Annotated in this window: 13 protein-coding genes; 6 read left to right on the plus strand and 7 right to left on the minus strand. The window is 64.4% G+C overall.

Annotated elements, in window-relative coordinates; all coding sequences use genetic code 11:
- Positions 1-41: 41 nt before the first annotated feature.
- From JOD47_RS01585 to mtrA, 4 genes are all read right to left on the minus strand, one after another.
- Positions 42-989, minus strand: coding sequence for a ComF family protein (locus JOD47_RS01585; RefSeq protein ID WP_204531335.1), 948 nt, complete (start codon positions 987-989; stop codon positions 42-44).
- Positions 990-1,064: 75 nt separating this feature from the next.
- A complete protein-coding gene (locus tag JOD47_RS01590; protein ID WP_204531336.1) occupies positions 1,065-2,756 on the minus strand; it encodes an LpqB family beta-propeller domain-containing protein in 1,692 nt (563 codons plus the stop codon).
- A 2-nt stretch (positions 2,757-2,758) separates the two neighbouring features.
- Positions 2,759-4,351, minus strand: coding sequence for an MtrAB system histidine kinase MtrB (gene mtrB, locus JOD47_RS01595; protein WP_372432778.1), 1,593 nt, complete (start codon positions 4,349-4,351; stop codon positions 2,759-2,761).
- A gap of 127 nt (positions 4,352-4,478) precedes the next feature.
- A complete protein-coding gene (mtrA, locus tag JOD47_RS01600; protein ID WP_204531339.1) occupies positions 4,479-5,156 on the minus strand; it encodes an MtrAB system response regulator MtrA in 678 nt (225 codons plus the stop codon).
- A 296-nt stretch (positions 5,157-5,452) separates the two neighbouring features.
- Here mtrA and JOD47_RS01605 point away from each other — a divergent pair, with 296 nt between their 5' ends.
- The 6 genes from JOD47_RS01605 to JOD47_RS01630 are packed head-to-tail and all read left to right on the plus strand — an operon-like array spanning position 5,453 to position 11,679.
- Positions 5,453-6,682, plus strand: coding sequence for a DUF7847 domain-containing protein (locus tag JOD47_RS01605; RefSeq protein ID WP_204531340.1), 1,230 nt, complete (start codon positions 5,453-5,455; stop codon positions 6,680-6,682).
- Between the two features lie 5 nt (positions 6,683-6,687).
- Positions 6,688-7,365, plus strand: coding sequence for a DUF4129 domain-containing protein (locus tag JOD47_RS01610; RefSeq protein WP_204531341.1), 678 nt, complete (start codon positions 6,688-6,690; stop codon positions 7,363-7,365).
- The gene (locus tag JOD47_RS01615) at positions 7,362-8,597 is read left to right on the plus strand and encodes a DUF4350 domain-containing protein (protein WP_204531342.1); all 1,236 of its coding nucleotides are present in this window, start codon (positions 7,362-7,364) and stop codon (positions 8,595-8,597) included. Before JOD47_RS01610 ends, JOD47_RS01615 begins: the two co-directional genes overlap by 4 nt.
- A complete protein-coding gene (locus tag JOD47_RS01620; RefSeq protein ID WP_204531343.1) occupies positions 8,594-9,646 on the plus strand; it encodes an AAA family ATPase in 1,053 nt (350 codons plus the stop codon). The genes JOD47_RS01615 and JOD47_RS01620 overlap by 4 nt, the downstream gene beginning before the upstream one ends.
- A 13-nt stretch (positions 9,647-9,659) precedes the next feature.
- Positions 9,660-10,952 carry a DUF58 domain-containing protein gene (locus JOD47_RS01625; protein ID WP_204531344.1) on the plus strand — a complete coding sequence of 431 codons (1,293 nt, stop codon included), beginning with the start codon at positions 9,660-9,662 and terminating at the stop codon, positions 10,950-10,952.
- Between the two features lie 55 nt (positions 10,953-11,007).
- Positions 11,008-11,679 carry a DUF4166 domain-containing protein gene (locus JOD47_RS01630; protein WP_204531345.1) on the plus strand — a complete coding sequence of 224 codons (672 nt, stop codon included), beginning with the start codon at positions 11,008-11,010 and terminating at the stop codon, positions 11,677-11,679.
- 16 nt (positions 11,680-11,695) lie between these two features.
- Here JOD47_RS01630 and JOD47_RS01635 read toward each other — a convergent pair whose 3' ends face one another.
- The 3 genes from JOD47_RS01635 to mnmA are packed head-to-tail and all read right to left on the minus strand — an operon-like array spanning position 11,696 to position 14,288.
- A complete protein-coding gene (locus tag JOD47_RS01635; protein WP_204531347.1) occupies positions 11,696-12,733 on the minus strand; it encodes a uroporphyrinogen decarboxylase/cobalamine-independent methonine synthase family protein in 1,038 nt (345 codons plus the stop codon).
- Positions 12,726-13,088, minus strand: a complete 363-nt coding sequence (locus JOD47_RS01640) for a chorismate mutase (RefSeq protein ID WP_204531348.1) — start codon at positions 13,086-13,088, stop codon at positions 12,726-12,728. The genes JOD47_RS01635 and JOD47_RS01640 overlap by 8 nt, the downstream gene beginning before the upstream one ends.
- A 60-nt stretch (positions 13,089-13,148) precedes the next feature.
- Entirely contained in the window at positions 13,149-14,288 is a 1,140-nt protein-coding gene (gene mnmA, locus JOD47_RS01645; protein WP_204531349.1) for a tRNA 2-thiouridine(34) synthase MnmA, read from the minus strand.
- Between the last annotated feature and the right edge of the window lie 10 nt (positions 14,289-14,298).

Raw genomic sequence — 14,298 nt, forward strand, 5'->3', positions numbered from 1 at the left:
GGGTAACTGTCTTCGTTGTGATACCCATACTTCACGGTAGTTCACCCGTTGTTTGAATTCACCCCTACCCGCCGGTTTTTTTCGGTGGGTTCGCTGTAAGCAACCTTCAGGCTCACTGGGAGGACCGTCGTCGTCGTTCCCTCTTTGCCGCTTGGTGCCGGCGTGGCGGCGACGACGACGGCGCCTGCCACCACCGCTCCCGACGCGCGCAGGACGCGCGCGGTTTCAGCGATGGTTGCCCCTGTTGTCAGAACATCGTCCACGATGAGGCATGGCCGCGTGATACCGATGTTCCGGATTCCCGGTGCAGCTTCCATACTGCCGACGAGGTTCTTCCGTCTACCCCGCCTGCCGAGGGCTTTCTGTGACAAACCGCCTGAGGCCAGCATCAACAGTGGTGCCGGGCGCTTGCCAAGGCGTACTGCGGGCGCGATGGTTGCTCCTGCGGGAAGCTCACTGCGCCTGGCCAGTCCACCGAGCAGAAGGGTCAGCGGGTCGTAGCCGCGGCGCCTGATTGACGCTCCCCGGCCAGGGACCGGAACCAGCAGCACCTCCGGCGAGTTTGGACAGAGTGTCCATCTGGCCTCATGCAGTGCTCCGGCCAGGGCGGCCTGCAGCCACCGGGCAATATCCGTGTGACCATGATTCTTGAACGCAAGGAGTGCCGCGGACACCGCCTTGGCGTACTGCCCGGCCGCAAGGACGGGAAGCGGTGTGAATGCTTCAGCCCCGCCCGCTGCGGCCGCCGTCCGTGACCCTTCGGATTCCGGCAGGCCCTCCGCGCCTTGCTCCGCCCGGAAAGGCCGCACCGTTGCGCGTCTCAGAACCGCTGCGCAGTCGGCGCAGAGGGAGGTGTCAGCGCGCTCACACACCACACACTCTGTCGGGAAGATCAGGGACCAGAATTCCTGCAGCGCAACACCAGTCTGATTCCAGGATGGGTGCAGCCGGGCACTATCCAGACTTCGCAAAAAGTTTTTCCACCACATTGCTCCACGCTGTCACGACTAAAGGCGACCGGGCTGCACTGAGCCCGGAATGTGGAAAACCGGCCGGAGTTGCTGCTATCCGGCGAAAGCCGGGTCCCGGGCAGTGACGCCCTGATCCGTCCAACTATTGCCCACAACGCCGAAGATGCTGTTTCCCATTTGGGCAAACACATTGGTGCGGCCCGTGCCGGCGCTCAAGTGCTGCAGGCCCTCGAGAGGCGAGAATTCGTCTGCCCCCGCGGAGAACGGGATGAGTGTGGCAATAACCGAATCCTCGCTCGAAGTATCCGCAACGACAACCGAGGTCTCAGTCACCCACTTCGCTGTGTCAATGGCACCCGTTGGGTTGAGCGATATCGGGTCGCTTAACGTCTGAGGCACTCCGTCCTCGCTCCGACTCACACCGGAGAGCAGCAATTGGCTTTGTCCTGACTGCTGGGCAACGATGAGGGCCCGCGCACCGTCGCGCGAGATACGGATCTCGCTGATTGTCCGGTTTCCCAGCCAGGGTGCCAGAACCTCGATAGCGTTGTTCGCGCCTCCGCCTGGCGGCACCGCCCGAATATAGGAGCGCCCGTCGGCCGTCCCGGCCGTCCAGATCCAGTTTGCAGGGTCATAACTTGGAGCTGTGAGGTTCGATCCGACCGTGATCGTCCGGACAGTCTGACCCTCGCCCGTGGCCATCAGCTCGGTCCGTTCATCATTGAGGAACGCATAGTTCTTGCCGTCGTAGGACATCGCGGGATCGACCGGATCGAATCCGGCAACGGACGGCACATCATTGACCGGCGTCAGCTGACCACCCTCGAAAAAGGCCAACTCATTTTCGCTGATGACGATCTGTCTGCTCGGAACGGCCGGGTCCAATTTAGGAAGCACCAGATCAGGGTCCCGTTCGAAGGGAATCGGTTGACCGGCACGCAGCTCAACCGAGTTCACTGTGTTGAGTCCGGTCATTGTGACCCTCAGCTGCTGTTCCATCTGCTGACGGCGCAGGTTGTCCGTTGCGGTAAGGATGTCCTGCGTGAAGTCGATGGTCGCCGTGCCGGATTCGATCGGAACGGATTCGACGGCGAGGGCGGCGTTCTCAGGGAAGGCGCTGGTCACAGCACCCTGGAGATAGGGGGCAGGGCCATTGATGAGAGCCGTAACGATATTCGTGGCAATCCCCTGCCGGTTGACGAACCAGCGAACGTCGGGAACCCAGTACTGATAACTGCTGCTATAGAAGTAGAGCTCGTGCGATTGCAGGAGGTTCGCCGCATCCGCAGTGGAGATCATGATGCCGCTCGGAATCTCCGCTACGCGCCACTGGCCCTGGACCTGCTCCATCTGAACCGTCATGGATTCCGTAGTGCCCGGGCCTACGTTCCGTCGGATGCCCGCGGCGTCGATGTAGCCCGCAACCTCCACCTGAAGCTGCAGCTGTCCCTCCGTCGGAGTCGAGCTGATCTTGTAATCAGAGCGGTAGATGGTGATTTCTTCTTCGGGCTCCCACGTCTGCGCCATTGATTCGGTGAGGTAGGAGCGGGCTACGCTGTAGTTGTCCGAAACGCCGATACCCGCCACGAGGAAACCGTTGAGGATTTCACCGGCGCCTGCGCCCTCCCGCGGAGGCGGGGGGTTGTTGACGAAGCGCGCGTCTGGCTCTGCCTCGGCCGTTGCCTCGATCGTGCCCACCGGTCCGGCCGTAGGGATCGAGGAGCAGGCCGTCAGCAGCGAGAGAACGAGCATCACCAGAACGGCTTGCAGTGGACGTGAACGCATGCTCACCGCTCGCTCCCTGCCGCACCATGAAGCGTCGGCACCGCGTCCGGCGTCGTTGCGGATGACACCGGGCCGGGCGGAAGTGCCGCCTGCCGCGGCGGGAGGGGCAGGGGTGACACCTTGAGCACGGAGTCCCGACGCTTCGGCAGCGTAAGACGGAAGCAGGAACCCTCCCCCGGAGACCCCCAGGCCTGCAGCCACGCACCGTGGAGCCGTGCGTCCTCGGTGGCAATCGACAACCCGAGACCGCTGCCTCCCGTCGTTCGTGCCCGCGCGGGATCCGCGCGCCAGAACCGGTCAAATACCCGGGCAGCGTCAAGCGGACTCATGCCTATACCGTGGTCGCGAACGGCCACCGCAACAGCATCCGGGTTGGAGGCTATGTAGATGTTGATCGGTCTTCCCTCGCCGTGTTCGAGGGCGTTGACCACAAGGTTGCGGAGGATGCGGTCGATTCGGCGGGGATCGACGTCGACAACGCACTTGATTTCGTTCGAGATCACCGTGATGTCGGACTTGTGGCTCTCGGCGAGTGGACGGGCGCCGTCAATCACGTGGTGGACGAGCCCGAAGATGTCAGTGGGCTCAGCCTCCAAAACAGCTACTCCCGCATCGAAACGCGAAACCTCCAGGAGGTCGGCAAGAAGAGATTGAAAACGTTCCACCTGGTTGTACAGAATTTCTGCCGACCGCCGGTTGACCGGATCGAAATCTTCCCGTGCGTCATGCAGGACCTCAGCGGCCATCCGAACTGTTGTCAGCGGGGTTCTCAGCTCATGTGAAACATCGGACACAAACCGCTGCTGCATCTGAGACAGCTGCGCCAGTTGGGTGATCTGATCCTGCAGGCTGGCCGCCATGTGGTTGAAGGACGCGCCAAGTCTCGCGACCTCATCCTCCCCTTGCGTCTCCATGCGTTCCTGCAACTGCCCGGCCGCAAGCTTCTCCGACACCAGCGCCGCGTGGCTGACCGGCCCGACCACGCTCCTTGTGACGAGCCAGACAATCGCGCCGATGGTCACCAGCAAGAGGGTTCCGCCGATCCAGGTGACCCCGTGGATGTAATCGAGGGTGCCCTGCATGGATGAGAGGTCGTAGATCAGGTAGAGCGAATATTCGGTCTGTGCAGGAGGGAGGGTGACCTTGGTCCCGAAGGCGATACCCGGCACGTCGAACTCGGTGCCCGAAGCGGACGTTGCAAGGGTAATCGGTGACCAGTACTGGTCGTCACCGTTCTGGACGGCTTCCGCCAGCGCTTCCGGGATAGCGGAAGACTCGATCAATCCAGTACTGGCGGTTGGAGTAACGAAGATTGGTGTCTCCTGGCCCGGCACGCTATTGATCATGAACTGGCGTGGAGCGTCAGCTCCACCACCCTCCAGACTGGGGAGCGTATCGCGGACGAGCTGCGCGGTGGACTCGCGGTCGGTGACCGAGGTCTGGGCGAAAATCTCCCGAACCTCGCTCAGGCCCGCGCTTGCCTCAGCCTTGAATTGATCAAACCTCTCCTGGTAGAGGCCGTTTGCAATCTGGCTTGAGAGGAACGCCCCAACGGCCACCAGCGCGACGGCGGTGAGCACCAGTGTGGAGGTCACGGTCCTGAACAGCAGCGATTGACGCCAACGCCTCGCGGTCTGCGCCATGATGGACTGAATCCACCCCCACCCCCGCGCGGCGCCGGTTGACGCCGAGCTCAGGAACCGGCTTACACGCCATTCCAACTTACGCTTGTCCTGCCTTATATCCGACGCCGCGAACCGTCAGTACGATTTCGGGGGCTTCAGGATCCCGTTCGATCTTGGAGCGCAACCGCTGTACGTGGACGTTAACGAGCCGGGTGTCCGCTGCGTGCCGGTATCCCCAGACCTGTTCCAGCAGGAGCTCGCGGGTGAAGACCTGCCAGGGTTTGCGTGCCAGCGCAACGAGCAGATCGAATTCGAGCGGCGTCAGGGAAATCGGCTCCCCTGCCCTCGTGACCGAGTGCCCTGCCACATCGATACTGACCTCGCCGATGCGCAGGGTTTCGGGTGTTTTCTGGTCGCCGGGGCGCAGTCGGGCGCGAACCCGGGCAACCAGCTCGGCGGGCTTGAATGGCTTGGGCACGTAGTCATCCGCACCGGACTCCAGTCCGCGAACGACGTCGGACGTGTCGGATTTGGCGGTAAGCATGACTATGGGGAGGTCGGATTCGTTACGGATCTGCCTGCACACTTCGATCCCGTCGATGCCCGGGAGCATGAGGTCCAAAAGCACGAGGTCAGGTTTGGTGCTCCTGAAGACATCAACCGCCTGCGCGCCATCGGCGCAAAACACCGGGTCGAAACCGTCGTTGCGCAGGACGATGCCGATCATCTCAGCCAGTGCTTCGTCGTCGTCTATGACCAGAATGCGTGCCTTCATAATTCCATATTGTCCCATTGCCCCCACCAATGTCGCATTGGCGCGCGTCCCGCACCTGCGGCCTGTCTGCCTTTGTCATCCTAGAGGACGATTTGCGGGCGGGTTCGCGAAAAGCGTGCTTGGGAGGAGGCTCGATGAAGAACAATGGAACCTGGCCGTGTCCACAGCTCCGGTTTGACGCCGGAAACGTCGGTTCCGGTAACTATAGTTCTAGGTGTAGTGGCTTCAGGAGTCATACATGGCCAACGCGCCTGCCAGTGCGCAGTCGGCAACACACCGGGTGTAAGGGGATTGGAATGAGCGGAAACGTTCCGGAGGGACAACCGGAGGACCGCCCATGGCAGTCCCCTTCCGGACCAGCACCGTGGGGTCAGAACCAGCAGCAACCGCAGTGGGGACAGAACCAGCCCTGGCCCGCCGGGCAGGCAGCAGGTCAGGCAAACCCCGGGTGGCCTGTGCCTCCGCCGGGCCAGTTCCACGGCTATCACGCTCCGCCGAAGCCCGGAATCATTCCATTGCGTCCGCTCGGCCTGGGCGAAATATTGGATGGCGCCTTCCAGGCGTGCCGCCGTAACCCGCTCTCAACCTTCGGAACAGCCATCCTGTTCCAGGTGATCGTCGCTGTCCTTACGGTTCTGCTCACGATCGGGCTGACGGGGTCCCTCGCTACCTTCGATCCAATCACTGCCTCGTCGGCGGAGGTCACCGGGCTCGTAGCGTCAGCCCTCTCCGTCGGGTCGGTCCTCATCCTGTTGACTTCGGTGGGCGTCCTCATCCTGCAGGGCGTCCTGATCATTCCAATTGCCCGGGCCGTCCTCGATGAGCGCACCGGGTTCAAGGAGCTATGGAAGCTCGCCGGGCGCAGAATCCTCCCGCTCATCGGGCTCGGAGCAATGCTCTTCCTTCTCTGGACCGTTTCCATTGGCGTACTCGTCGTGATTCTGATCGGCCTGTCACTTGCCCTGGAGGATGCCGCCATCGCCATTGTCGTGATCGGTGTGCTGGCTGCCGTGGCAGTTGCCGTCTGGCTCAATATCAAGTGGATCATGGCTCCGGCGGCGCTCATGCTTGAGGGCGTCGGGCCCATAGCGGCACTCCGCCGGTCGTGGACCCTCACCACCGGGAACTGGTGGCGGACCTTCGGGATCCTCGTGCTCACCTCGATCATCGTCTCGATCATCACGCAGGTGGTTGCGGCGCCGGTATCCTTCCTGGCTTTCGGCTTCGGATCCTTCACATCGGCGCCTGCGTCAACTGAGGCGGCGCTGCTCGAGTCGCTCCCCGTGCTCCTCATCGTCCAGGCAGTGACAGCGGTATTCACGGCAATCGGCTTCGCCTTCCAGGCCGGTGTCACCGCGCTGCTATACGTTGACCTCCGCATCCGGCGGGAGGGTTTCGATATCGTCCTTCTGCGGGAGAACGAGGCACGCGCTCAGGGCACGTACTCCCCCATCCCCGGTCAGTCGAACCGTGACGGGTTCGGCCACCCGGGTCCGCAGGGCACCCAAGACCAGCCAGGGGCTTAAGCTGCATGCCGGCTGATCGAGCGGTGGCGCTGCTGCCTGTCGTCGTGCCCGAACAGGTGGACGCCGACGAAGCGCGGCAACTTCTGCGGGAGGAACTGGCCAAGGGCATCTACCAGGAGGCTGAACCGTCGCTCCTCGAACGCGCCTGGACGGCCTTCCTCACCTGGCTCGGTGAAATTCTGGGCCAGATCAGGAGCGTCGATGCGGGGCTGGGAACCATTCTGCTGGCAGTGGGCGCCGCCGTCGTCATCATCGCGGCCGTGCTCCTGGTGAAGCCGCGGCTCAACGCGCGGAAGCGCGCCGATGCAACCGTTTTTCAGGCACAATCCCGGCTTGCTGCCCAGCTGCATAGGTCGCGGGCAGATGCTGCGGCCCGCAGCGGGAACTGGGATGAGGCACTCACTGAACGTTTCCGGGCCATTACCCGCGCCGCGGAAGAACGCGTGATCCTTGATGAGCAGGCAGGGCGCACCGCCGTCGAGGTTGCCCGCCTGCTGCAGGACCTCTTCGCCGCGCAGTCTCAGAGCCTTGACTGGCTGGCGTCGCGCTTCAATGAAGTGCACTACGGCGCCCGACCGGCGGCCCAGGCGGACTATAAGCGGGCTGTGGAGCTCGATCAGGATCTGCAGGGGGCCCAGCCCCGCCGTGAGACCCACGCCAAACAGTGGACGGCACCGGTATGAGCGGCACAACGGAGACGAGAAACCCACCCGCCGGGGCTCATGGCGGGAGCGCCGGTGCCGAAGTAGTGGGCGATGGACAGAGCGTGCGTTCCACCTTCCTTGCCACGCTCAAACGGGCCCGCGGCTGGATCGCCTTGGGTTTCCTCCTCGGAATCGCCGTCCTGATTGGTGCCCTCGCTGCCGGGTCCGGAGCGCAGGATCCGCTCTCCCCCGACAATGCAGCACCGGTTGGGGCCAGGGCTGCCGCGGAAGTGCTGGACCGCAGCGGCGTCGAGGTCGTCCGTGCGGGCTCGCTCGAGGACGCCGTCGACGCGCTGCAGGGATCCGACGACACCCTGCTCCTGCACGATCCCCAATCCTGGCTGACGTCGGAGCAACTGGGGTCACTCGGCGGCGGGATCGCTGACCGGACCGTCCTGATTGAGCCGAGCCTCACCATCCTGACCGAACTGGCCGGAGGTATACGGTCCGCCGGAGTTGTTCCGGCTGACATCGTTGACCCGCTCCAGGCAGACTGCGCCAATGCCGCCGCGAGGGCAGCGGCCGCCGTGAGTCCGGGAGGCTTTTCCTATCGCGGCGCGGTCACCTGTTTCCCGCTCCCCGGGGATGGAGACGGCGATGCCGCGGGAACTTTTGCGACCACCGCTGATGGAACAGTCGGCGTCCTGGGTAACGGCGAAATCATTAGCAACGGCCGCATTGACGAACACGGCAACGCCGCACTCACACTGAGGGTCCTCGGCAGCACGGAAACCCTCGTCTGGTACCAGCCCACGCAGGATGACCTCGCGGTCACCGCCGGACCGGCTGATCCACTGAGTCTGCTTCCCGACTTCGTCAACCCGCTGATGCTTTGGCTGCTGCTCACGGCTTTGCTCGCCATCCTGTGGCGGGCACGCCGTCTGGGTCCCCTGGTCACCGAGCCGCTTCCCGTCGTCGTCCGGTCGGCTGAAACCGCCGCAGGCCGGGCACGCCTGTATCAGGATGCCGGCGCGGTGCACCATGCCGCGGAGACGCTGCGCGCAGGAACGTTGACGCGACTCGCGGCAGCACTGCGCATACCGCCCGCTCACCCACGGGCGTCCATTGTGGCTGCCGCGACCGCGAAAACCAGCAGGGACCCCGCGGAACTTGACTGGCTGCTCAACTCCCATAGCCCGCACTCCGATGCACAACTGGTGCAGTGGAGCCAGGAACTGGACAAACTCGAACAGGAGATTCGTCGTTCATGAATCAGCAATACCCGCATCAACCGGCACCGCCTGTCGACCATCAGGAGCAGCATTCAGCTTCCGCTCACACTGCCGATCACGCGCAGGGCACGGCTACGGCGGACCCGTCGCGCCGTGCCCTTGTGGCTGTACGGGAGGAGGTGGCGAAGGCCGTCGTCGGTCAGGACGCTGCGGTAACCGGAATGCTGATTGCGCTGCTCGCGAAGGGGCATGTGCTCCTGGAAGGGGTTCCGGGCGTCGCCAAGACGCTATTGGTGCGCAGCGTCTCCGCCGCTCTCAGCCTGGACACGAAGCGGGTCCAGTTCACGCCTGACCTCATGCCCGGCGACGTGACCGGCTCGCTCATCTTCGAGTCCAGAACGGCCGAGTTCACTTTTCGCGAGGGTCCTGTCTTCACCAACATCCTCCTTGCCGATGAAATCAACCGCACGCCGCCCAAAACGCAGGCGTCCCTGCTGGAGGCCATGGAGGAGCGGCAGGTGTCGGTGGACGGGGTAACCCGCCCCCTGCCCGAACCGTTTATCGTCGCCGCCACGCAGAACCCTGTTGAGTATGAGGGCACCTATCCACTGCCCGAAGCCCAACTCGATCGTTTTCTTCTCAAGCTGACCCTCCCGCTGCCCGAGCGGGACGATGAAATTGAGGTGATACGCCGGCACAGTACGGGGTTCGACCCCCGGGATCTCGCGGCTGCTGGTGTGAGGGCCGTTGCAGGCGAAGCGGATCTAGCCGCCGCGAGACACGCCGTACAGCGGGTTGGTGTTGCTCCTGAGGTGCTGAGCTACATTGTCGATGTGGTGCGCGCAACGCGCTCCGCGCCGTCGTTCCAGCTCGGTGTCTCTCCCCGCGGCGCCACTGCGCTGCTGAACACCTCCCGAGCCTGGGCCTGGCTTTCCGGCCGCGACTTCGTCACACCTGATGATGTCAAGGCGTTAGCGCTCCCCGCCCTGCGGCACCGGGTCGCGCTGCGGCCCGAAGCGCAGATGGACGGCGTCAGCGTGGACAGCGTCCTGGGCAATATCCTCAGCACCGTCCCCGTGCCGAGGTAGGTGTGGGTCCAGCATGAGCATCACTGCTCGCCTCGTTCTCCTGGCGCTCCTCGGAGTTGTCCCTGTGCTTCTCTATCCAGGCGCCGTATCGATCGCCCTCTGGGTTGCGCTCCTTGTTCTCGGCTGCGCTGTGGACCTCGCTTTCGCTGCGTCGCCGCGGGCTATCGGCGTTCAGCGAAGCCTGCCGGGAACCGTCCGCCTGACCGAGGAGACAGTCAGCACCCTCACTGTGCGCAACCATGCCGAACGGCCTTTCCGCGGATGGATCCGGGAGGGCTGGCAACCGTCCGCAGGAGCGCGGAACCCGGTACACCGCTTGAGCGTTCCGGCCGGTGAGGGCCGCAATCTTTCCGTGCAGCTGGCTCCCCGTCGCCGCGGCGACCTGTCAGTACACCACGTGACCATCCGCAGCGCCGGTCCGCTTGGACTCGCGGCCCGGCAGGTCACCATCAAGGCGCCGGGAACCCTGCGGGTGCTGCCGCCCTTCCATTCCAAGCGCCTTTTGCCGTCGAAGCTGAGGCGTCTGCGTGAACTTGACGGCCGCGCAGCAGTTCAGATACGTGGAGCGGGCACCGAGTTCGATTCTCTCCGGGACTATGTCCGCGGCGACGACGTCCGTTCAATCGATTGGCGGGCGTCCGCACGAAGACGCGACACTGTGGTGCGGACCTGGCGACCGGAACGGGACCGCAGAGTAGTCATTGTGCTGGACACCTCACGCACGTCGGCGGCCCGGATCGAGGACGAGCCCCGCCTGGACACCGGAATCGAGGCGTCTCTGCTGCTCGCGGTGCTGGCGCAGCGCGGCGGTGACCGCGTCGATTTCCTCGCCTTTGACCGGCGCCCGCGTGCCCGCGTGCAGTCTGCGGCCAAAGGCAATCTGCTCAAATCACTGGTAACGGCGATGGCTCCGCTCGAATCCGAGCTGATCGAAGCGGATTTCTCGCAGATTCCTGCACAGGTGCGCTCGATTTCCCCTCACCGCAGCCTGGTGGTGCTCCTCACAGCGCTTGATTCGGGTGCCGTTGAGGAGGGTCTACTTCCGATGCTGCCCTCGCTTACCTCACAGCACGTCGTGGTGGTTGCCTCCGTCCGCGACCCCCAACTCGACGAACTGCGGATCCAGCGCAGCACTGCCGCCGAAACATACCGCGCCGCCGCAGCCGAACGCGCTTTGCTGGACCGCGCTGCAATCAAGGAGCGGCTTCGCCAGCTCGGCGCGGAGGTCGTTGACGAACCCCCGCATGAACTCCCGTCGAAGCTCGCCGACCTCTATATCCGGCTGAAGGCAGCCGGCCGGCTGTGACCAGCGAACCGGCGGCCGGTATCGCACTGGACTGGCTCATACAAAGGAGATAGCCATGACATCCTCGATCTACCAGCAGGCCCTCGGCGCCCGCTTCAGCCGGCTGCAACCGGAGCTTCAGGAGTATTTCAGCCTGCACGAGAACTCGGGAGTCTACGGCACCGGTCACGGTACGTTCGACGTGGCCGGCTGCCCTGCCCCACTTGTCCGGCCGTTTTTCGCACTTGCCGCGCAGGAGAACTCGTTCTTCCCGGAGTACGAGAACAATGTGGACTTCACCGTGCGGAACTGGGCCCACCGGGACCCGTTCGGAAGGCCTTCACTGACCGCCCGCCGAGATCTTTCCTTCAGTAACGTGTCGAGGGTATTCGAGGACACCACCTCGTGGTCGGATGGCCGGCTGGTCGATTACCTCGGAGTCCATCGGCGCATGGCCACCGCCCTCGCCTGCGAGGTCACGGGCAACGGTCACATGCGGATGGTCTCCTCAGCCACCCGCCTGTTCGCCGGTCTCAGGCTGCCGCTGCCCGACGCCGTCGGCGCCCAGGCGTACATGGAGCAGTGGTGGGATGGGGACGAGCACCGGTTCCGCATCAAGACCAACGTGCTGCACCGGCAGCTCGGGCCGGTTCTCGTGTACGCGGGATGGTTCACCTATGAGCTCACCGAGTACGACGGCGGCCTCCCGCCTCACGTGGCGCCTGCGCGCTGGGAGCGGCGCACGTAGAACCAGAAACAGCGGCTCAGGCGTCCGCGATCGCCTGGTTCAGTGCGTCCGCGCTCTGGTTCAGGTGTGCCAGCGCCCTGCGGGCAGAATCCGGTGCATCGTCTGCCAGGGCATCGGCGGGCGTCAGACGGATGGAAGCGAGTGATTCCAGGGCAAGCCCGAGTCCACGCCAGGGGCGTAAGAGGGCGTCTGCGGTTTCCTGCACCCGCGCAGGTTTGCCGCGGCGAACCCGGACTCCTGCCCACAGCGTTCGACCGGCTTCGATCAGTTCCGCCAGCGTCTCCCATTCGCTGTGTGAGACGCCGCCGACGGGAACTGCGACACCCACACCGGGAACGCGTTCAAGCAGTGGAACCGGCCCTGCGGTTTTGAAGGAGAGCACGACGGCGGTAGCGCCGGCTTTGCGTGCTCCTTCCGCCAGCAGCGTCCAGGCTTCGACTGCTTCGTGCTCCGGTACGGCGCGCAGTGTCCGGTAGCCGCTCGAAGTCGGTATGGTGCCGGCGAGGACGCCGTCGATCTGCGGTTCATCCAGCTGCAGTGTGAGCTGGGCGCCGGGGCTCGCAACCGCGGCGCGCCGCAGAAGCGAAGCGACCCCGTCAATAAGCGCATCTCGGACGTCGCGCCGGGCTCCGTGATCGAGCAGTGCTCGCTCGCCATGATGGAGATGAAGGTTTGCGGCAAGCGACAGCGGTCCCTGACAATGCACTTTGAGCGAGTCTGCCGGACGCTCTTCGGCCCCCACCAGATCGGCAAGAACGTTTAGATCCGTGGACAGCGCAGACACTGCCCTGCGCAGGTCTTTTCCGGGACGGTCCACCAGTCTCCAGCCGTGCGGCTGGAGGTCCACGGGGAGGTCGGCGAGCAGCGCGGCAGTCCGGCCTATTTCATCGCTGCCAACCCCGCGGTCCGGAAGGGATGGTAGGAACGGCAGATTCGGGCTGCCCAGCTCGCCGCGGATGATCCGTTGAGCTTCGATCGGATCCTGGCCGGGCCAATCCCCCAGGGCGGTGACCGTCACGGCAGCGGGTTCAGGCGCCCCTGCGGAACTACTCATCTCGCGACGAGTGGTTCTGCGAAATATCCTGGTGGTGGCGGATGACCTCGGAGATGATGAAGTTCAGGAACTTCTCCGCAAACGCCGGATCGAGATGGGCTTCCTCCGCCAGCGCGCGCAGCCGGGCAATCTGCGCTGCCTCGCGGTCAGGGTCCGCAGGCGGGAGTTTGTGCTCAGCCTTCAGATGACCGACACGCTGTGTTGCCTTGAACCGTTCAGCCAGCAGATACACGAGCGTGGCGTCGATGTTGTCGATGCTGCCCCGAACCGAGAGCAGTTCATCCATCACGGCGGAATTCACCTCGCCGGCGAGCGAACTCGCGGATGGGTCGAAGCGCCGGGTCTTCTCAGTCATGGTTCCAGTTAAGCAGACCGCGCAGGTGCATCACGCATTGTGTCTGCGCGGTGCGTGCGGCTAGCGTGCCGCAGCAAGATCCGGGCGCTCGAGCGAACGGGCCGAATCCAGCGTCGCCTGCCCGAGCACGCGGGTTCCCTGATAAATGACGACCGTCTGTCCGGGCGCGACACCGCGCATGGGTTCGGTGAGCCGGACTACGAGGCTCTGGCGGCCATCGTCGTCGTACTCCACCTGCGCACGCGCGTCGACCGGGTCACCGTGCGCACGTACCTGCGCCATGCAGTCGAATTCCTCGCCGCTTTCGACGGCGGGAATCGGCAGCCCGGCCCAGGAAACCTTGATACCGCGCAGCTGGTCGACGGCGAGCATGCGCTCCGGTCCGACCACCACGGTGTTTTCCTTCGGACGGATCTCCAGGACGAACCGGGGCTTGCCATCCGGAGCCGGCCGTCCCAGCTTGAGGCCCTTACGCTGGCCGACCGTGAATGCATTGGCTCCGGGGTGGGTGCCGATGGTCTCGCCCTCGACATCCACGATGTTGCCCTCGCTGAGCTCGATCCGCTCCTCAAGCCAACCGCGGGTATCACCGTCGGGGATGAAGCAGATGTCGTGGCTGTCCGGCTTGTTTGCAACGGACAGACCGCGACGCTCGGCCTCTGCCCGTACTTCCGCCTTGGACGGCGTCTCAGCGAGCGGGAACATGGAATGCTTCAGCTGTTCGTGCGTGAGCACGCCCAGCACATACGACTGGTCCTTGGCCCAGTCCGCCGCGCGGTGCAGTTCCCGGCTGCCGTCGACGTTCTCGATGACCTTCGCGTAGTGGCCGGTGCAGACCGCATCAAAACCGAGGGCCAGCGCCTTCTCGAGCAGCGCTGCGAACTTGATCCGCTCGTTGCACCGCATACAGGGATTCGGCGTGCGACCGGCGGCGTACTCGGCGATGAAGTCGTCCACCACGTCTTCCTTGAACCGCTCGGAGAAGTCCCACACGTAGTACGGGATGCCGAGGATGTCGCAGGCGCGCCAGGCATCGCGGCTGTCCTCGATGGTGCAGCATCCACGGCTGCCGGTGCGCAGGGTCCCGGGCATGCGTGAGAGCGCGAGGTGGACGCCGACGACGTCGTGCCCTGCCTCCACCGCACGGGCAGCCGCAACGGCCGAATCGACTCCGCCGCTCATCGCTGCGAGTACCTTCATTGTTTGCGCT

Origin of the sequence: Arthrobacter tumbae, assembly GCF_016907495.1 — a bacterium.
Classification (GTDB): domain Bacteria; phylum Actinomycetota; class Actinomycetes; order Actinomycetales; family Micrococcaceae; genus Arthrobacter_D; species Arthrobacter_D tumbae.